Origin of the sequence: Streptomyces sp. NRRL F-2664, from assembly GCF_000719345.1 — a bacterium.
Classification (GTDB): Bacteria; Actinomycetota; Actinomycetes; order Streptomycetales; family Streptomycetaceae; genus Streptomyces.
Window position 1 is genome coordinate 59,425 of sequence record NZ_JOFX01000031.1, and the last position, 19,133, is coordinate 78,557.

The window sequence follows — 19,133 nt, forward strand, 5'->3', positions numbered from 1 at the left end:
CGGGTGACGCCGGTGTTCCCGGGGTGTTTCGCGGCGCGCGACAAACCGTATGACATGGCACAAATCCCCCAAGGGGTCATGATGAGCCCCATCCAAGTGGGAGAGGCGCGCCATGGAGCCGGTGAAGCTGATCGCATGCAATCCGCAGGTCCTCCTCGAACGGGCCAGGGGCGCTCTTCTGGGGCTCGCGGTCGGCGACGCGCTCGGCGCTCCCGCGGAGAACATGAAGCCGTCGGAGATCCGTGCGAAATGGGGCCGCATCGAGGGCTTCGTGACGGACGACCCGGCGGGCACGGACGACACCGAGTACGCGATCTTCTCCGGGCTGCTGCTGGCCCGCCACGGCTCGGCGCTGACCGTCGCCCACGTCGAACGGGCCTGGCACCACTGGATCGCCGACCTCGACGAGGGCCCGTTCCGGGGCGCCGGCTTCTCGGAGCGCGGCACGCTGGAGAACCTCCGGCGGGGCCTGGCGGCGCCGATCTCCGCCCAGCACCGGCACGCCTGGTCGGACGGGCTGGCCATGCGGGCGGCGCCGTTCGGCGTGTTCGCGGCGGGCCGGCCCGCCGAGGCGGCGCGACTGGTGGCCATCGACGGCACGGTCAGCCACGACGGCGAGGGCATCTACGGCGGTCAGGCGGTGGCCGCGGGCGTGGCGGCGGCCATGGCGGGCGGCAGCCCGGCGTCGGTCGTCTCCGCCGCCCTCTCGGTGATCCCGTCCGACTCGTGGACGGCCCGCTCCCTGCGCCGGGCGGTCACCGCCGCCCCGCGCGGAGAACGGGCGGTGCGCTCGGCCGTTGTCATCGGCGGCTACCCGTGGACGGACCTGGCGCCGGAGGCGGTGGGCCTGGCCTTCGGCGCGTTCGCCGCCTGCCGGGGCGACTTCCCCTCCTCGGTGCTCACCGCCGTGAACATGGGCCGCGACGCGGACACCACGGCCGCGGTGGCGGGCGCCCTGGCCGGTGCCATGGCGGGCGCCGCGGCCATCCCGGCCGCCTGGGGCTCGGCGATCGGCCCGGTCCGCGGCAGCTGCCTCCCGTCGATGCGGGGCTACCACGTCCTGGACATCGCGGACCTCCTCACCCCGGAATACGAGGCCGCCCGATGACCCTGCGCACCCCCGACGAAGCCGTCCCGCCCGGCGCCGGCCTCCCCCACCCGGGCCCTCCGGCCACCGCGGGTGCCTCCCAGGACCGGGCTCCGGAGCCCCGCCCACAGCCGCTCCCCGTACCGGCGGGCCCGGAGGCCCTGCAGGTGGCCCTGCCGACGGAACTCCCGCCGTGCCCGGCCGTCTCCGCCCCCGACCGGCCCGGGCCCGTACCGGAGGGCCACGGCCTGGTACCGGCGGAACGCGCGGCCGGGCTCGGGCACGCCTCCGGGGCGGGGGCACGGCCGCGGTTCGTACCGGTGGAACTCCCGGCGGGAGCGGGCGGCGCCCTGGCGCCGGTCGGCCCCGAGGGTCTCGGGCCGGCCATGCCGGCGCAGCCTCCGGCAGGCACGGCCGGCCAGGACGGTGCGGTCCGGCCCCCGGCCGCACGGGCCACCACCCTGCGGGCGGCGGGGCTCGGGACGGAGCCGGCGGTGCGGGCCGTCATCCGGACCGCCGCCCCGCACCCCGAGCACCCCGCAGGGGCGTCGCAGGACCGCCGTCCCATCGAGGGCCTGCTCCTCGGGCTCGCCGCGGGCGACGCCGCCGGCTGGCCCGCGGCCCGCCACCGTGCCGCCCGGATGCCCGAGTGGACCCGCCGCCTCACCCGCGAGCTCGACACCTTCGCCGAGCAGAACGCCACCACCACCCTGCCCGTCCCCATCGCCCTCAACCAGCCTCCGGAACCCCTGCGCCTCGGCCCGTCCGACGACGCCGAGTGGGCGGCCTTCGTGGCCGAATCCGTCCTCACCGCAGCCGGCGTCCTCCTCAGCGACCTCTCCCGCTCCCGCCGCATGCGCGCCGCCATCGACCTCGCCTGGAACGCCCTCGCCTCCGAGGTCGCCGCCGCAGCGGAGCGCGCACCCGAAGTGGAGTCCGCCGTGCTGCCCCTGCGCGCCCGGATCTCCGTACGCGCCGGCCTCGGCAACCTCGCCACCGGCCTGCGTCCGCCCGCCACCGGCCACGACAACCCGCACTACTTCGACGACGCGGCCTGCGTCCGTGCCTGCGTCCTCGCCGTCGTCCACCCCGGCGACGCCGCGGCCGCCGCCGACCTCGCGGAGTTCGACGCCCGCTACACCCAGGACGGCGACGGGGTGCACGGCGCCCGCGCCATGGCCGCGGCCGTCGCGACCGCCCTCGCCACGGCAGACGTCGACGCCGCCGTGGACGCCGCCCTCGCCCGGCTGCCCGCCGCCACCGAGATCGGCCGCAACGCCCGCCACGCCGTAGGACTGGCCCGTGCCCACACCGACGGCGGCGCCTTCGCCATCGTCCCGACCCTCGAACACGAGATCGTCGACCACGTGTACAGCTACGGCATCGCCGCCGCCGAGACCGTCCCCGTGGCCCTCGCCCTCGCCACCGCCGCCCGCGGCCGGGCCACCGAGGCCGTACCGGCGGCCGCCTGCCTGTCCCGCGTCGCCGACTCCGCCCCCGCCCTCGCCGGCGCGCTGACCGGCGCGATCGGAGGCGGCGATGCGATCCCCGCCGCCTGGCGCGAAGCCTGCCGCACCCTCTCCGGCTGCGCCCTCCCCCACCTCGCCGGCACCGACCTCGTCGAACTCGCCGCGCTCCTCGCCGGCACCGAACTCACCTCACCCGGGACCGGCCCGCTCGGGCCCGCCCCCCTGGAGGCCCCCGCGGCCGGGGTCGGCCCGCCCGAGCGGAGGCCGTCCGCGTGACGGGCGACTTCCAGCCGCGCGACCACGCTCCGGACGTGTCGACCGCAGCCGCGCACGCCTGCCGGGGGCAAGGTGGTAACCCTCCCGCACGCAGCACAGCGCCCACAGGTTTCCGGACAAGGAGAGGGAGAGCCGAATGACGCTCACGTTGGAGGACCGGGCCTGCGGTGCCCTCGTCGGCGCCGCCGTCGGCGACGCGCTCGGCGGCCCGGTGGAGGGATGGACCCCGGACCAGATCGTCGAACGGCACGGCGGCCGCGTCCACGGCATCGTCGGCCCGTGGCACGAGAACTGGCGCACGGCCCGTCCCATCGCCCCGTACCACAAGGGCGACGGGCACGTCACGGACGACACCTTGATGACGCACGCGCTGGTGCGGGTCTACGAGACCGTACGGGACCACCTCGACGCCTATGCCGTCGCCGAGCACCTGGTCCCCGACCTGATGTCCACCCCGCGCTGGATCCCCGAACTGGAGGCGGAGGCGCTGCCGTTGCAGCGGATCTTCCTCGCCGAGAAGTGGATGGTGACCCGTCTGCACTACGCACACGCGGACCCTCGCGAGGCCGGCACCGGCAACATCGTCAACTGCGGCGCGGCCATGTACATGGCTCCGGTCGGCATCGCCAACGCGGGCAACCCGGCGGGAGCCTACGCCGAGGCCCTCGACATCGCCGGCGCGCACCAGTCCTCGTACGGACGCGAGGCGGCGGGCGTGTTCGCGGCGGCGGTCGCGGCCGCGTGCGTGCCGGGGGCGACGGCCGCGAGTGTGGTGGACACCGTGCTGGCCCTGGCGAAGGACGGCACGCGGGCGGCGATCGCGGCGGTTCGCGAAGCGGCCTGCGCCCACCGGGACTTCGAGTCGGCGCTCGTGCCGCTGCGGGCGGCGGTGGCCCCGTACGACTCGGTCGGCCCCGACTACCGCAATCCGTCCCTCGACGCCCGCCGCCCGTCCCGCCTCCACGCCATCGAGGAACTCCCGGTCGCACTGGGGATGCTGCTGGTCGCGGACGGCCGGTACGAGGGGGCCGTGCTCGGGGCGGTCAACTACGGGCGGGACTGCGACTCCATCGCCACCATGGCCGGAGCGATCGCCGGAGCCCTGGGCGGCGAGGCCGCCGTCCCCGCGGTGTGGGCGAAGCAGGTCGCCGAGGCCAGCCGCCTGGACCTGCACGCCCCGGCGGTCGCCCTGGCCGCCGTGGCCCTCGAGATCTTCGCCCGCGACCGCACCCGCCGCCGTGCCCACGAAGCGGCCTTCACCTCGATCGCCACGCCCCGATGACTGCCTCCGCCACCGGGTCCGACGCCTTGCGGCTGACCTGGGCGCAGCCGGAGGACCTCGTCGGGCACGAGTTGCGGCAGGCCGCCGAGGACGGCCGGGATCCCGGCCCCGCCCTGCGGGCGTGGCTCGCGGCGGGCGGGCACCCGGCGCCCGAGTGCGCCGGGGCCTCCCCGGTCCCGGCTCCCCCGCACCTGCGGGCGCTGGCCTCCCGCCTGCTGGACGAACTGGCCGCTCTTGACTGCCCGTTGTCCGCCGACGAGCCGACGTCCTGGGCAGCCATCACATCGGCCTGCCGACAGGCCGCGGGGGTGGCGGTGGCGGACGACCCCGGGCTCGGCCCCCCGCCGCGCGGCCGGGACCCGCTGGGCCCGCCGGAGGGCGGCGCGGGGTGGGGGGCCGAGGCAGGGCCCGGGGCCGAGGCAGGGGCCGGGCCGGGGCTGCGGGAGCGGCTCGAAGGGGCTCTCCTCGGGCGGGCCGTCGGGTGCCTGCTCGGGAAGCCCGTGGAGAAGCTACCGCTCGCCGGCATCAGGGCGCTGGCCCGTGCCGCGGGCAACTGGCCGCTGGACGACTGGTTCACCGCCCGCGGCGTCCCCGCCGAGCTGCTCGCCGCCTACCCCTGGAACCGCCGTTCGGCCCCGACCTCCCTCGCCGAGAACATCGACGGCATGCCGGAGGACGACGACCTCAACTACCCCCTCCTGGGCCTCCTCCTGCTCCAGCGCCACGGCAAGGCCTTCACCACCGCCGACGTCGCCCGCCTGTGGCTCGACGAGCTGCCCGCCGGACGGACCTTCACCGCCGAGCGGATCGCCTACCGCAACCTCCTCCTCGGCCTGGAGCCGCCCGCCACCGCCACCCACCACAACCCGTTCCGCGAGTGGATCGGCGCCCTCATCCGCGCCGACGTGCACGGCTGGACCAACCCGGGCGACCCGGCCGCCGCGGCGGCCCAGGCGTACCGGGACGCCGCCCTCACCCACACCGGCAACGGCGTGTACGCCGCCCTCTTCGTCGCCGCCGCCACCGCCCGCGCCGCCACCGGACGCGCGGACGTCCACACCGCGCTGCGCGCCGGACTGGCCGCCGTACCGCCCCGTTCCCGCCTCGCCGAAGCCGTCCGCTTCGGGATCGCGACCGCCGCCGAAGAGGCCGACTTCGACACCGTCGCCGACCGGCTGCACGCCCGCTACGGGCACTACCACTGGGTCCACGCCGTCCCCAACACCGCCCTGATCGCCGCCGCCCTCACCCACGCCGACGGTGACTTCACCCGTTCCGTCTGCCGTGCCGTGTCCGGCGGCTGGGACACCGACTCCAACGGCGCCACCGCCGGCGCCCTCGCCGGGCTGCTCGCCGGCTCGCCCCGGCGGATCCCGCACCGCTGGACCGCCCCCCTCAAGAACCGCCTCGCCACGACCGTCCCCGGCTTCGACGGCGTGGGCTTCGACACCCTCGCCCACCTCACCGCACAGGAGGCAGCACGCTCATGACGGCGATCACCGTGCTCGGCAGCACCAACATGGACCTCGTCGCCCACGTCCCCAAGGCCCCCCTGCCCGGGGAGACCGTCACCGGCCGCGCCTTCCGGACCGTCCCCGGCGGCAAGGGAGCCAACCAGGCCGTCGCCGCCGCCCGTTCCGGCGGGAAGGTGGTGATGATCGGCGCGGTCGGCGCGGACGAGTTCGGCGTACGGCTGCGCTCCGCGCTCACCGCGGCCGGCGTCGAGACGGCGGGCCTGCGCACCGTCGAGGGCGCCAGCGGCACGGCGCACATCACCGTGGACGACGAGGGCGGCAACCGCATCGTCGTGATCCCGGGCGCGAACGGCAGCGTCACCGCGCTCGAAGCGGGCGACGAGGCCCGGATCGCCGCCGCCGGCACGCTCCTCCTCCAGCTCGAACTGCCCCTGCCCGTCGTGCTCGCCGGAGCCCGGGCAGCCCGCGCGCACGGCGTCCGTACGGTGCTCACCCCGGCCCCGGCGCAGCCGCTGCCCGCCGAACTCCTCGCGGCCACCGACCTGCTGGTGCCCAACGAGCACGAGGCGACCGCACTGACCGGGCTGACCGACCCCCGGCAGGCCGCCGAGGCCCTGCTGGCCACCGTGCCGGAGGTGGTGATCACCCTCGGCGCGGCCGGCGTCCTCCACGCGGCACGCGGCCGGGACCCCCTTTCCGTGCCCGCGCCCCGGGTCCGTGCCGTGGACACCACGGCGGCCGGGGACACCTTCGTCGGGGCCCTGGCGGTGGCCATGGGCGAGAGACGCCCCATGCCGGAGGCGCTGCGCTGGGCCTCGGCGGCGGCCGCGCTGTCGGTGCAGCGCCACGGCGCCCAGGACTCGATGCCGACACGCGCCGAGACGGACGCGTTCGCCCTGGCCGCGTGGGAGGCGGAATCCCGCCCGGCGGGCAGCGCCGACCTCCGCTCCCGCGACACCGGAGCCACTCCGTGACCCCCACCGATCCCACCGCCCCGACCGAACCCACCGCGCCCGACCCCGCCGAAGCCCCGACGGCCCCGCACGCCCCCGGCCGACGCTCCCCGACAGGCACCTCTCGACCGCCGACGGAACACGGCACGCCCTCGGACACGCACCCCGTACAGGCCGACCCCGCCGGGGACGGGTGTGTGTCGGGGCGCTCCCCGCAGGGCGCCGAACGCACCCCCGCCCACCCCTCCGACCCCGAGCACCGTTCGGCGCCCCAGGAGACGCCCCGGCGCACACCCGTCCCCACCGAGGCCGACCCCACCGAAACCCCGACCCCGCCACCCGACCCCGGCCGGCACCCCCGGACCCCGCCCGGGACCGGCAGCCCCACCCCGCCCCGGGCGGAGGCCCCGGGCCCGCGGCCGACGGCCGCGGCCGCGCCCGCTCACGCCCGGCCCGGCAAGGGACCCTTGCGCGGCCTGCGCGTACTCGACCTCGCGACGCTCTTCGCCGGCCCGCTCGCCGCGACCCTGCTCGGCGACTTCGGCGCCGACGTCGTCAAGGTCGAGCACCCGACCGTCCCCGACCCCTCCCGCGGCCACGGCCCCGCCAAGGACGGCATCGGCCTGTGGTGGAAGCTCCTCGGCCGGAACAAGCGGACCATGACCCTCGACCTGTCCACCCCGGGCGGCAGGGACACCCTCCTGCGGCTCGCCGCCACCGCCGACGTGGTCATCGAGAACTTCCGACCCGGCACCCTGGAGCGGTGGGGCCTCGGCTGGCCCGAACTGTCCGCCGCCAACCCGCGCCTGGTCCTGGCCCGCGTCACGGCCTTCGGCCAGCAGGGCCCGTACGCCCACCGCCCCGGCTTCGGCACCCTCGCCGAGGCCATGAGCGGATTCGCCGCGGCCACCGGGGAGCCGGACGGGCCCCCGACCCTGCCGCCCTTCGGCCTCGCCGATTCCATCGCCGCCCTGACCTGCGCGTACGCCGTCATGACGGCGCTCGCCGGACGCGACCGCACCGGACACGGCCAGGTCGTGGACCTCGCCATCGTCGAGCCCATCCTGACCGTGCTCGGCCCGCAGCCGCTCTGGTACGACCAACTGGGCTACGTCCAGCCGCGCACCGGCAACCGCTCCGCCAACAACGCCCCCCGCAACACCTACCGCAGCGCCGACGGCCGCTGGCTGGCGGTGTCCGCTTCCGCACAGTCCGTCGCCGAGCGGGTGATGCGCCTGGTCGGACGGCCTGATCTGATCGCCGAACCGTGGTTCGCCACCGGCGCCGGGCGGGCCCGGCACTCCGGCGTCCTCGACGACGCGGTCGGCGGCTGGATCGCCCGCCGCAAGGCGGAGGAGGTCGTCTGTGCCTTCGAGGACGCCGAGGCGGCCGTGGCGCTCGTCTACGACGTCCGCGACGTGATGGCCGATCCGCAGTTCGCGGCCCTCGACACGGTGACCGAGGTCGAGGACCCGGAGCTGGGCCCCCTGCGGATGCAGAACATCCTCTTCCGGCTGTCGCAGACCCCCGGCGGGATCCGCTGGGCGGGCCGCCCGCACGGAGCGGACACCACCGAGGTACTGGCCGAGCTGGGACTGTCCGGGGCGGAGATCGCCGCGCTGCGCACCGAGGGGGCACTGTGATCCTGACCTGGCTGTACGCACCGGGCGACCGCCCGGCGGTGGTCGCCAAAGCGCTGGGCTGCGGGGCGGACGCCGTCATCGTCGACCTGGAGGACGCGGTGGCGGCGTCCCGCAAGGAGTACGCCCGCGCCGCCACGGTCGAACTGCTCGCCGAACGGCCGGCGGTGCCCGTCCACGTCCGCGTCAACGCCCTCGACTCGCCGTGGGGCGGCGCCGACCTCAGCGCGCTGGCCGGGCTGCGCGGGCTGGCGGGGCTGCGGCTGCCCAAGGTCAGCGCCCCGGAGCAGATCGCCGCGGCCGCCGACCGGGCCGGCGGGGTGGGCCTGTACGCGCTGCTGGAGTCGGCGCTGGGCGTGGAGCGCGCGTACGCGATCGCCCGCGCGCACCCGGCCCTGTGCGGACTCTCCCTCGGGGAGGCGGACCTGCGGGCGGACCTGGCGGTCGGCGCGGAGGAGGGCTTGGACTGGTGCCGCTCCCGCGTGGTGGTCGCGGCACGCGCGGCCGGGCTGGCGCCGCCGGCCCAGTCGGTGTTCCCGGACATCCGGGACACTGAGGCGCTGGCGGCCTCCTGCGCGCGCGGCCGGTCCCTCGGCTTCCTCGGCCGGGCGGCGATCCATCCGCGCCAGCTGCCGGTGATCGAGCGGGCCTACCTCCCGGCGCCGGAGGACGTGGACGCCGCACTGGAGGTACTCAGCGCGGCCCGCGCCGCCCCGGGCGCCCTGGCCCTGCCGGACGGCCGCTTCGTGGACCCGGCGGTGGTGGCGTCGGCCCACCGCACCCTCGCCCTGGCCGCCCGCACCAGGACGCTCCCCTGACCCCCACCCCACCCCGGGCCTCCGCCGGGTGGGCGGGGATGTGCAAGAGGGGTGTCGCGTCGGGCGCGGCACCCCTCTCGTGGCGTTCGGCGGCGTCAGGCCTTGTCGGGCTCCGGAGCCTCGGCGTCGGCGGCCGGCTTGCGCAGATCGGCCTTGACCGCTGCCCCCTGCTGCGCGGGGGCGTCGGCGTGCTCGGCGGGGGCGGGCACGGAGTCCTTCGGCTCCGGGAGGTCCGCGGCGGTGCCGTCCGCCTTCTCGCCGGTCCCCTTGTCGCCCTCGCCGCGGGAGGCGTCCGGCTCGACGACCGTCTCGCGGCCCGGCCGCAGCTTGGCGGAGAGCACGAAGTAGACGACGGCGAGTACGAAGACGACGATCGACGTCCAGACGTTCAGCCGGACGCCCAGGATGTGGTGCGCCTCGTCGACGCGCATGTACTCGATCCAGCCCCGGCCGACGCAGTACGCGGCCACGTACAGGGCGAATGCGCGCCCGTGACCGAGCGTGAAGCGGCGGTCGGCCCAGATCACCAGGAGGGCGACGCCGATGCACCACAGCGACTCGTACAGGAAGGTCGGGTGGTAGGTTCCGGCGTCGCGGTTCGGGCCGGCGCTGATCTCCACCGCCCACGGCAGGTCCGTGGCCCGGCCGTAGAGCTCCTGGTTGAACCAGTTGCCCCAGCGGCCGCAGGCCTGCGCCAGCGCGATGCCGGGGGCCAGGGCGTCCGCCCAGGCCGGCAGCGGGATGCCGCGCAGCCGGCAGCCGATCCAGGCGCCCACCGCGCCCAGCGCGATCGCGCCCCAGATGCCGAGGCCGCCCTCCCAGATCTTGAAGGCGTCGACCCAGTTGCGGCCCTCGCCGAAGTAGAGCTGGTAGTCGGTGATCACGTGGTAGAGGCGACCGCCGACGAGCCCGAACGGCACCGCCCACACGGCGATGTCCGCGACCGTGCCCGGCTTGCCGCCGCGCGCGATCCAGCGCTTGTTGCCGAGCCAGACGGCGACGAAGACGCCGATGATGATGCAGAACGCGTAGCCGCGGAGCGGGATCGGTCCGAGTTGGATCACGCCGGTCGACGGACTGGGGATGTAAGCAATGTCCATGGCAGACCTGACGCTACCCTGCCGGACGGTGCGTACCGCAACCCGCCCGGCAGGGTCGAAACCAAATCCAGACATGGATCGGCGGAAGTCAGCCCCCCGCGGATCCGTTCCCGGCCCCGCTCCCGGTGCCGTTCGAGGTCCCGCTCCCGGAGCTGCTGTCCGACCTGCTGCCGGAACCGCCGGAGGCACTCCTCGACGGGGTCCTCGACGCCGACGGTGAGGCCTTCGCCTCGCCCTGCGCCCCGCCCTTCCCGGTGTCCTTCTCGGAGCCCTTCGCCCCGGCTCCGCCCGAGCCCTTGGCGCCGGCCTCCACCTGCTCCTTCAGCTTCTGCGGGGTGAGCGGGTTCGCCTGGTCGGCGAAGATGTCCTTGCCGTCGAGCAGCACGGTGGGCGTGCCGCGGAAGTTCCCGGCACCGAAGGCCTCGTGCGACTTGGCCACCCAGCTGTTGTGCGTGCCCTCCTCGACGCACGTGCGGAACTCCGGAGTGTCCAGCCCCTCGACCTTGCCCGCCAGCTCCAGCAGCTTGGCGTTCTTGCCGTAGGCGTCGTCGACCTCCTCCGGCTGGTTCTGGAAGAGGATGTCGTGGTACTCGGTGAACTTGCCGGCGTCCTGCGCGCACGCCGCCGCGTTGGCACCCTTCAGGGAGCCGCTGCCGCCCATGTTCCCGTCGATGAGCGTGACCAGGTGGTAGTCCACCTTGAGCAGGCCCTTGGCCTCCAGCTCGTGGATGGTGTCCCGGTAGTTGTCCTCGAAGGACTTGCAGGCGGGGCAGCGGAAGTCCTCCCACACCGTGAGGGTGGACTTGGCCTCGGGCTTGCCCGTCCGGATCGCGAGGGCGTCCTTGCCGGTGGCGCCGGAGGGCGCGACCACCGGGCCCGCCGAGTCGGACTTGTCGCCCTTGCCGGCGTTGGCCGCGATCACGCCGACGACCGTCGCCAGGCCCAGGACGCCGACCACCGCCGCCGCCACGATCAGGGTCCGCCGGCGCTTGTCCCGGGTCTTCTGCCGCTCGCGCTCCGCTTGGAGTCGCTCCCGGGCCGATCGTTTCGTCGCATCGCGGTTCGCACCGTCGTTCTTCTCGCTCACGCTCCGCCAAACGAAGCAGGGAGGCACTCGCGTGCCTCCCTGCCGGGCATTCCACCCGATCGGACTACAGAACCCGATCGGGTGTCCGGTTTGTCGCTGCTCAGTCCCTGCGTACGCCGCGCGCGAGGTCGCCCGCCAGCGCCCGTACGGCGTCCAGCCCGGCCGGCAGGTCCGGCGCGTCCAGCAGCAGCTTCACGAAGGCCGAGCCGACGATCACGCCGTCGGCGAAGCCCGCGACCTCCTCGGCCTGGGCGGCGTTGGAGACGCCGAGGCCCACGCAGACAGGCAGGTCGGTGGTGGCACGGGTGCGGCGGACCAGGTCCTGGGCCTGGTTGCCGACCGACTCGCGGGTGCCGGTGACGCCCATCAGCGAGGCGGCGTAGACGAATCCGGAGCCGGCCGCCGTGATGGTGGCCAGCCGCTCGTCCTTGCTGCTGGGGGCCACGACGAAGACGGTCGCCAGACCGTGCTTCTCGGCGTGCTCCCGCCACAGCGCGGACTCCTGCACCGGCAGGTCGGGCAGGATGCAGCCGGCGCCGCCCGCGGCCGCCAGCTCGGCCGTGAAGCGCTCGACGCCGTAGCGGTCGATGGGGTTCCAGTACGTCATCACCAGGATCGGGGCGCCGGTCGCCTCGTGGGCCTCGCGGACCGTGCGGAACACGTCGGCGATCTTGACCCCGCCGCGCAGGGCGATGTCGTCGGCGGTCTGGATGACCGGGCCGTCGAGGACCGGGTCGCTGTGGGGCAGGCCGATCTCGACGATGTCCGCGCCGCCGGCGACGACGGCCTTGACCGCCTCGATGCCGCCGTCGACGGTCGGGAAGCCGGCGGGGAGGTAGGCGACGAGGGCCGCGCGGTCCTCGGCCTTCGCCTTGGCGAGGGTGGCGCCCAGCAGCTCGATGTTGCCGCGTCCGTGCGTGGAGCTCACTTGTCGTCCCCCTCGGAGAACTCGTTGTCGGCGACTTCACCGTCGGTGTCGTACAGCCCGAAGTAGCGGGCGGCGGTGTCCATGTCCTTGTCGCCGCGGCCGGACAGGTTGACGACGATCAGCCCGTCCTCGCCCAGCTCACGGCCCAGGTCCAGGGCGCCGGCGAGGGCGTGCGCCGACTCGATCGCCGGGATGATCCCCTCGGTGCGCGACAGCAGGCGCAGCGCCTGCATGGCGGCGTCGTCGGTGACCGCGCGGTACTCGCCGCGGCCGGTGTCCTTCAGGTAGGAGTGCTCCGGTCCGATGCCCGGGTAGTCCAGGCCCGCCGAGATGGAGTACGGCTCGGTGATCTGCCCCTCCTCGTCCTGGAGGACGTAGGAGCGGGAGCCGTGCAGGATGCCGGGCTCGCCCGCGGTCAGGGTCGCCGCGTGCTCGCCGGTCTCGACGCCGTGGCCGGCGGGCTCGAAGCCGACGAGGCGGACGTCCGCGTCCGGGACGAAGGCGTGGAAGAGGCCGATGGCGTTGGAGCCGCCGCCGACGCAGGCCGCGACGGCGTCGGGCAGCCGGCCGGCGCGCTCCAGGATCTGGCGGCGGGCCTCGACGCCGATGACCCGGTGGAAGTCGCGGACCATCGCCGGGAAGGGGTGCGGCCCGGCGACCGTGCCGAAGAGGTAGTGGGTGCGGTCGACATTGGCGACCCAGTCCCGGAACGCCTCGTTGATCGCGTCCTTCAGGGTCCGCGAGCCGGACTTCACCGCGATGACCTCGGCGCCCAGCATGCGCATGCGGGCGACGTTCAGCGCCTGGCGCTGGGTGTCGATCTCGCCCATGTAGATGACGCATTCGAGGCCGAAGAGGGCGCAGGCGGTGGCGGTGGCCACGCCGTGCTGGCCTGCGCCGGTCTCGGCGATCACCCGGGTCTTGCCCATGCGCTTGGTGAGCAGCGCCTGGCCCAGCACGTTGTTGATCTTGTGCGAGCCGGTGTGGTTCAGGTCCTCGCGCTTGAGGAAGATGCGTGCGCCGCCGGCGTGCTGGGCGAAGCGGGGCACCTCGGTGAGGGCGCTGGGGCGGCCGGTGTAGTTGACCATGAGGTCGTTGAGTTCGGCCGCGAAGGACGGGTCGCCCTTGGCCTTCTCGTACTCGACGGCGACCTCGTCCACGGCGGCGACGAGCGCCTCCGGGATGAACTTGCCGCCGAAGTCGCCGAAGTAGCCCTCGGCGTTGGGGACGTGACCCTCCGGGTCCGGGATGAAGAACTCGCTGGACATGTCCAGTGCTCCTACGGGTGCGAGATGCGGCGGGTGGTTTCACCGTAGGCGCCGCCCGTCCGCGCCGCCGGACCACGCCCCTCAAGGGGGTGTCGGCGTACGGTACGGGGCGGCCCGCTCCCGGAGCCGGGCGGCCCGGGCAGCGGGCCGTACGGGACCACGCGGCGCGGTACGTCTCGCGTACCGGGCCGCGGCAGCCCTCGCTACGGCGCGCCTCCGCGGCGCCATCGCATGCCGTTGACCTGTCCGGGCTCGGAGCCGATCACGTACCGGACCCGCCGCCCGTGGACGCGCCGGGCCGGGGCGCGGCAGCCGCGGGGGCGGCAGCCGCGCGCCAGGGGCGCGTACGCCGCCGGCACGCGGCGCGTGCGGACGGAGGCGCGGTCGTGGGCCATGGGACGGGTCAGCTCCGTCCGTGGCGCAGGGCCGGGTGGGCCCCGGCGGCGACGAGGTCGGCGACGGCCGCCTTCGGGTCGCGGCCGGTGACCAGGGACTCCCCGACGAGAACGGCGTCGGCGCCCTCGTTGGCGTAGGCGATCAGGTCGTGCGGTCCGCGGATGCCGGACTCGGCGACCTTGACGATGTGGGGCGGGATCTCCCCGACGACGCGCTCGAAGGTGGAGCGGTCGACCTTGAGGTCCTTGAGGTTGCGGGCGTTCACGCCGATGATCTTGGCGCCGGCGGCGACCGCGCGCTCCACCTCCTCCTCGTCGTGGACCTCGACGAGCGGCGTGAGGCCGATGGACTCGGCCCGCTCGATGAGGGAGACGAGGGCCTCCTGCTCCAGGGCGGCGACGATCAGCAGCGCGAGGTCGGCGCCGTAGGCGCGGGCCTCCCACAGCTGGTACGCCGTGACGATGAAGTCCTTGCGCAGGATCGGGATGTCCACGCGGGCGCGGACGGCCTCCAGGTCGGCCAGCGAGCCGCCGAACCGGCGCTGCTCGGTGAGGACGGAGATGACCGCCGCACCGCCTGCCTCGTAGTCCGCGGCGAGCCCGGCCGGATCCGCGATGGCGGCCAGCGCGCCCTTGGAGGGGCTGGAGCGCTTGACCTCGCAGATCACCTTGACGCCGTCGCCGCGCAGGGCCGCGACGCCGTCCTTGGCCTGGGGCGCCTTGGCGGCACGCTCCTTGAGCTCGTCGAGGCTCACGCGGGACTGCCGTTCGGCAAGGTCTTCGCGGACCCCTTCGATGATCTCGTCGAGCACACTCACGCGAGCGGCCCCCTTCCGGGTCGATGACGGTCGGCCGCCCTGCAGACACGTACCACTGCAAGGTCGGCAATCAAATGGTATCCGGCGGAGGCGTCGCACTCCGCACTCGGTTGACGGCGTCCCAGTAACTGGACATTCGGAATGCGCGCCTCATCCCCGGTGCAGGCGGGGGTCAGGGCGCCAGTGCCGACCCGAAAGAGAGATTTCGGACAACGGCGAAAACGAGTACCACCGCGCCCACCGCCCACCAGAGGGCGGGACGCAGCACGATCCTCGGGACCGGCCCGCCGCGGTAGGCGCGAACCAGCCAAAGGGCCATGAAACCTGCGAAGACGAAGTAGCCGACGACGGCGAGCGCATTCGACCCGAAAGCGGCGCCCAGGTCGCCGTGGGCGAAGGCATGCGCGCTGCGCAGCCCGCCGCAGCCGGGGCACAGGATGCCCGTCAGCCGCAGCAGCGGGCAGACCGGGTAGTGGCCCGGCTCGTTGGGGTCCACGGCGCCCACGTACGTGAACGCCGCGGCGGCCGCGGCCAGGTACAGCGCCGGGGCGGCGAGCCGACCGGCCCGGGACGCCCGCCGGGCGGGCAGCGCGGGTGCGGCCGGAGCGGCCTGCGGGCCGGGCCCGGCGTCGGGGGTGCTGGAGGCGTCCACCTGCTGATTCTCTCCGCTCACGACAAAAGGCGCAGCCCGGCGGGGCCGCGCCTTTCGGCTTCCTGCCAGGACCGGCGCAGGTGGCGCGCTCAGGCCTTGGCGGGGACCTTGCTGGCGGCGATGACCTCGGCGAGGTCCTTGTGGGCGGCCTTCGGCGCGCCCATGCCCGCGGCCTTCATCGCCAGGCCGACGACACCGCCGAGCGCGACGACGACGAGACCGGCCCAGAAGCCCAGCGGGTTCGCGAGCACCATGAAGGCGCCGGAGATGCAGAAACCGATGAAGGCGATGATGACACCGGTCCAGGCGGCCGGGGTGTGTCCGTGGCTAGTGCCCGCCATGAGTTGCTCCTCGTTTGCTCTGTGGCGCTGCTGGTCGAGCGTGCGGTCTGTGTCGGACGCTCGGTGACATTGTCCCGCACCGGGCGGCTTCGCCGTCCAGGGGGGTCGGCTCGGGAGCCGGGTCAGCGGGTCCGGTCGCCGCCCGGGTCCGTGGTCGGGTCCTCGCCGCGGTCCAGAGCCTTCCACAGATCTTCCGGCCGGTCCGGGTCCACCGCCGCTGCGGCTCGCGGACGGGGGCCGCCGTCACGCTCGTAGCGACCGCCCATGGAGGGCCAGCCGCGGCCGAAGCGCAGCGCCAGCAGCCCGGCGGCCAGGATCAGGACCGCGCCCGCCGCCGTGACGTACGGCCACGTCGTCTGCGTCAGGCCGGCCACGTGGGCCGCGCTGTCCGCGGTCGTGCGGGCGGCCTGCGCGTCCAGGGCGCTGCGGCCGTCGGAGCCGAAGAGCGCCGACAGGGCCGCGCCGAGACCGCTGAGCGCCAGCAGCGCCGACACCAGCAGCCGGCTCCTGCCGCGTACGGCGAAGACGGCCACCAGTGCGGCCAGGCCGACGATGGCCAGCGCCGCCGGGAGGCCGGTCACGGCCCGCCCGTCGGCGCTCAGCTGGAGCGAGTCGCTGCCGATGGCGGCGGTGCCCCGGGCCCAGACCCGGCCGGAGGCGAGCAGGACGACGGTGGCGCCGAGCGCGCCGAGCAGCAGCGCGGCGGCCACGCTGCGGCGGCTGCTGCGGCTGTCGGGGGCCTCGGACTCGGGCTCGGCGGAGGCGTCGGATCGGGGCGGGGGTACGGCACTCACGTACCCCACTATCCCCTACGCCCTCAGGAGCCGCTCAGGCGGTTCGCCGCTGCCACCGCGCGGAGCACGGCGGCGGCCTTGTTGCGGCACTCGTTGTCCTCCAGCTCGGGCACCGAGTCGGCGACGACACCGGCGCCGGCCTGCACGTACGCCGTGCCGTCGCGCAGCAGGGCCGTACGGATGGCGATGGCCGTGTCGGAGTCGCCGGCGAAGTCCAGGTAGCCGACGCAGCCGCCGTAGAGGCCGCGGCGGGAGGGCTCCAGCTCCTCGATGATCTGCATGGCGCGCGGCTTGGGCGCCCCGGAGAGGGTGCCGGCGGGGAAGCAGGCGGTGAGGACGTCGAAGGCGGTCCTGCCCTCGGCCACCCGGCCCGTCACGGTGGAGACGATGTGCATGACGTGGGAGTAGCGCTCGATCGACATGAAGTCGACGACCTCCACCGATCCCGGTTCGCAGACCCGGCCGAGGTCGTTGCGGCCCAGGTCGACGAGCATCAGGTGCTCGGCCCGCTCCTTGGGGTCGGCCAGCAGCTCCTCGGCGAGGTCGTTGTCCTCCTGCGGGGTCGCGCCCCGGTGGCGGGTGCCGGCGATGGGGTGGACCATCGCCCGGCCGTCCTCGACCTTGACCAGCGCCTCGGGGCTGGAGCCGACGACGTCGAAGCCGTTCTCGAAGCGGAAGAGGTACATGTACGGGGACGGGTTGGTCGCGCGCAGCACCCGGTACACGTCCAGGGCGGAGGCCGCGCAGGGGGTCTCGAACCGCTGGGACGGCACCACCTGGAAGGCCTCGCCGGCCCGGATGCGCTCCTTGATGTCCTCGACGGCCGCCCGGTACTCCTCGCCGCCCCACAGGGCGGAGAAGGCGGGCAGCTCGGAGGCGGGCAGCGGGGCCGGCGCGTAGGGGGCGGGGCGGGCCAGGTCCGCCTCCATGGCGTCGAGGCGGGCCACGGCGTCCGCGTAGGCCTCGTCGACGCCGGAGTCGAGGTCGTTGTGGTTGATGGCGTTGGCGATGAGCTGGACGGTGCCGTCCCAGTGGTCGAGCACCGCGAGGTCGGAGGTGAGCAGCATGGTCAGCTCGGGCAGCTTCAGGTCGTCGCTGCCGTGCTCGCCGATGCGCTCCAGGCGGCGCACGATGTCGTAGCCGAGGTAGCCGACCATGCCGCCGGTGAAGGGGGGCATGCCGGCCGCGAGGTCGCGGGGGGTGTGGAGGGCCTCGACGGTGGCGCGCAGGGCGTCGAGCGGGTCCCCGTCGGTGGGCACGCCGACGGGCGGGGTGCCGATCCAGTGCGCCCGGCCGTCCCGGACGGTGAGGGTGGCGTCGCTGCGGACGCCGACGAAGGAGTACCGGGACCAGGACCGGCCGTTCTCCGCGGATTCCAGCAGGAAGGTGCCGGGGCGTTCGGCGGCCAGCTTGCGGTAGAGCCCGACGGGCGTGTCCCCGTCGGCGAGCAGCTTGCGGCTCACGGGGATGACGCGGCGGTCGGCCGCGAGCTTGCGGAACGTCTCGAGATCCATGGAGGTGTGCCCCTACCTAGTCGGCTGCGCGGAGGAGGACGTCTTCGTCGAAGCAGGTGCGGGCTCCGGTGTGGCAGGCGGCTCCGACCTGGTCGACCCGGACGAGGACGGTGTCGCCGTCGCAGTCGAGGGCGACGGACTTGACGTGCTGGAAGTGGCCGGAGGTGTCCCCCTTCACCCAGTACTCCTGCCGGCTGCGGGACCAGTACGTGCAGCGGCCGGTGGTCAGGGTGCGGTGCAGGGCCTCGTCGTCCATCCACCCGAGCATGAGCACCTCACCGGTGTCGTACTGCTGGGCGATGGCCGGGACCAGCCCGTCGGCGGAGCGCTTGAGGCGCGCGGCGATGGCGGGGTCGAGGTTGCCGGGGCGGGGGGACGTACTCATGGAGCCATTGTGCCGGGCGGGGGCGGGCGGAATGATCCATGTCCGCCTGATGGGCGGGCGTCCGGTGGGATCCGGCCGTAGGCTGGCTGGCATGTCTACCCATGCGAAGCGTGAACGCCTGCTGCTGGCGGACCTGTTGGAGGCGGCCGGTCCGGAGGCCCCCACGCTGTGCGACGGCTGGACCTGTCGCGACCTGGCCGCGCACGTGGTCGTCCGGGAACGCCGCCCGGACGCGGCGGGCGGGCTCCTGCTGAACGTCCTGAAGGGCCGCCTGGACAAGGCCATGGAGGAGTACACGGCCAAGCCGTACGAGGAGCTGATCCAGCTCATCCGGACGGGGCCGCCGCGGATGTCGGTGTACGCGCTGAAGCAGATCGACGAGGCGGCGAACGCGGTGGAGTTCTACGTCCACGCGGAGGACGTCCGCCGGGCCCAGCCGGACTGGTCCCCGCGGGAGCTGGACCCGGTGTTCTCGGACGCGCTGTGGTCCCGCCTGGAGAAGCTGGCCCGGCTGACGGGCCGCCGGTCGCCGGTGGGCCTGGTGCTGAGGCGTCCCGACGGGCAGACGGCGGTGGCGCACAAGGGCGTGCCGGTGGTGACGGTGACGGGCGAGCCGGGGGAACTGACGCTGTTCTGCTTCGGCCGGCAGGCGTCGGCGGCGGTCTCGCTGGACGGCGAGAAGGACGCGGTCGCCATGCTCACCGCTGCCGCCCTGGGCCTGTAGCAGGTGCCTGTTCGCGTCCCGCTCCCGGCTGCGGCCGGGTGGCCGCGCCTCAATCGCCGGCGGGGCTGGGGTGGTGTCCCGGGTCGGGGTCGGTTGTGGGGGGTGGGGGTGCGGGGCCGCCGGGGGG

The 19,133-nt window shown here is 74.9% G+C and carries 18 protein-coding genes and 1 pseudogene; 8 read left to right on the forward strand and 11 right to left on the reverse strand.

Annotation, left to right across the window (positions count from 1 at the left end):
* Positions 1-121: 121 nt before the first annotated feature.
* The 7 genes and pseudogenes from IF89_RS0124675 to IF89_RS0124705 form a co-directional block, all read left to right on the forward strand.
* Positions 122-1,090 (forward strand): annotated as a pseudogene (locus IF89_RS0124675) (ADP-ribosylglycohydrolase family protein); the annotation flags it as partial.
* A gap of 383 nt (positions 1,091-1,473) precedes the next feature.
* On the forward strand, positions 1,474-2,832 hold the full coding sequence (locus tag IF89_RS0124680) for an ADP-ribosylglycohydrolase family protein (RefSeq protein WP_078628483.1): 1,359 nt from the start codon (positions 1,474-1,476) through the stop codon (positions 2,830-2,832).
* A gap of 136 nt (positions 2,833-2,968) precedes the next feature.
* The gene (locus IF89_RS0124685) at positions 2,969-4,114 is read left to right on the forward strand and encodes an ADP-ribosylglycohydrolase family protein (protein ID WP_030772134.1); all 1,146 of its coding nucleotides are present in this window, start codon (positions 2,969-2,971) and stop codon (positions 4,112-4,114) included.
* The gene (locus IF89_RS0124690; RefSeq protein ID WP_030772137.1) at positions 4,111-5,604 is read left to right on the forward strand and encodes an ADP-ribosylglycohydrolase family protein; all 1,494 of its coding nucleotides are present in this window, start codon (positions 4,111-4,113) and stop codon (positions 5,602-5,604) included. Before IF89_RS0124685 ends, IF89_RS0124690 begins: the two co-directional genes overlap by 4 nt.
* Positions 5,601-6,563 carry a ribokinase gene (rbsK, locus tag IF89_RS0124695; protein WP_078628480.1) on the forward strand — a complete coding sequence of 321 codons (963 nt, stop codon included), beginning with the start codon at positions 5,601-5,603 and terminating at the stop codon, positions 6,561-6,563. The genes IF89_RS0124690 and rbsK overlap by 4 nt, the downstream gene beginning before the upstream one ends.
* 446 nt (positions 6,564-7,009) lie before the next feature.
* Positions 7,010-8,185 carry a CaiB/BaiF CoA transferase family protein gene (locus IF89_RS0124700; protein WP_030772144.1) on the forward strand — a complete coding sequence of 392 codons (1,176 nt, stop codon included), beginning with the start codon at positions 7,010-7,012 and terminating at the stop codon, positions 8,183-8,185.
* Positions 8,182-9,000 carry an HpcH/HpaI aldolase/citrate lyase family protein gene (locus IF89_RS0124705; RefSeq protein WP_030772146.1) on the forward strand — a complete coding sequence of 273 codons (819 nt, stop codon included), beginning with the start codon at positions 8,182-8,184 and terminating at the stop codon, positions 8,998-9,000. The genes IF89_RS0124700 and IF89_RS0124705 overlap by 4 nt, the downstream gene beginning before the upstream one ends.
* A 95-nt stretch (positions 9,001-9,095) precedes the next feature.
* Here the strand turns inward: IF89_RS0124705 and lgt are convergent, their stop codons facing one another.
* From lgt to hisI, 11 genes are all read right to left on the reverse strand, one after another.
* Positions 9,096-10,100: a prolipoprotein diacylglyceryl transferase gene (gene lgt / locus IF89_RS0124710; RefSeq protein ID WP_030772152.1), complete on the reverse strand. Its 1,005-nt coding sequence runs from the start codon at positions 10,098-10,100 to the stop codon at positions 9,096-9,098.
* Positions 10,101-10,188: 88 nt separating this feature from the next.
* Complete coding sequence (locus tag IF89_RS0124715; RefSeq protein ID WP_078628481.1) at positions 10,189-11,187, reverse strand: DsbA family protein; 999 nt, start codon at positions 11,185-11,187, stop codon at positions 10,189-10,191.
* Positions 11,188-11,287: 100 nt separating this feature from the next.
* The gene (gene trpA, locus IF89_RS0124720) at positions 11,288-12,115 is read right to left on the reverse strand and encodes a tryptophan synthase subunit alpha (RefSeq protein WP_030772158.1); all 828 of its coding nucleotides are present in this window, start codon (positions 12,113-12,115) and stop codon (positions 11,288-11,290) included.
* Positions 12,112-13,383: a tryptophan synthase subunit beta gene (gene trpB, locus IF89_RS0124725; RefSeq protein WP_030772162.1), complete on the reverse strand. Its 1,272-nt coding sequence runs from the start codon at positions 13,381-13,383 to the stop codon at positions 12,112-12,114. Before trpB ends, trpA begins: the two co-directional genes overlap by 4 nt.
* A 203-nt stretch (positions 13,384-13,586) precedes the next feature.
* Positions 13,587-13,778, reverse strand: coding sequence for a tryptophan biosynthesis modulator TrpM (trpM, locus tag IF89_RS0124730; protein ID WP_043194356.1), 192 nt, complete (start codon positions 13,776-13,778; stop codon positions 13,587-13,589).
* Between the two features lie 8 nt (positions 13,779-13,786).
* Positions 13,787-14,596, reverse strand: coding sequence for an indole-3-glycerol phosphate synthase TrpC (gene trpC, locus IF89_RS0124735; protein ID WP_030772165.1), 810 nt, complete (start codon positions 14,594-14,596; stop codon positions 13,787-13,789).
* A gap of 172 nt (positions 14,597-14,768) precedes the next feature.
* On the reverse strand, positions 14,769-15,269 hold the full coding sequence (locus IF89_RS0124740) for a DUF2752 domain-containing protein (RefSeq protein WP_078628482.1): 501 nt from the start codon (positions 15,267-15,269) through the stop codon (positions 14,769-14,771).
* Between the two features lie 68 nt (positions 15,270-15,337).
* Positions 15,338-15,589: an HGxxPAAW family protein gene (locus IF89_RS0124745; protein ID WP_030772171.1), complete on the reverse strand. Its 252-nt coding sequence runs from the start codon at positions 15,587-15,589 to the stop codon at positions 15,338-15,340.
* Between the two features lie 122 nt (positions 15,590-15,711).
* Positions 15,712-16,392, reverse strand: a complete 681-nt coding sequence (locus tag IF89_RS0124750) for a TIGR02234 family membrane protein (RefSeq protein WP_030772174.1) — start codon at positions 16,390-16,392, stop codon at positions 15,712-15,714.
* A 14-nt stretch (positions 16,393-16,406) separates the two neighbouring features.
* Entirely contained in the window at positions 16,407-17,897 is a 1,491-nt protein-coding gene (locus tag IF89_RS0124755; RefSeq protein WP_030772179.1) for an anthranilate synthase component I, read from the reverse strand.
* Between the two features lie 16 nt (positions 17,898-17,913).
* The gene (gene hisI, locus IF89_RS0124760; RefSeq protein WP_030772182.1) at positions 17,914-18,282 is read right to left on the reverse strand and encodes a phosphoribosyl-AMP cyclohydrolase; all 369 of its coding nucleotides are present in this window, start codon (positions 18,280-18,282) and stop codon (positions 17,914-17,916) included.
* A 91-nt stretch (positions 18,283-18,373) separates the two neighbouring features.
* On the opposite strand from hisI, the gene IF89_RS0124765 reads away from it, so the two are divergent.
* Complete coding sequence (locus IF89_RS0124765; protein WP_030772184.1) at positions 18,374-19,006, forward strand: TIGR03085 family metal-binding protein; 633 nt, start codon at positions 18,374-18,376, stop codon at positions 19,004-19,006.
* Positions 19,007-19,133: the final 127 nt, after the last annotated feature.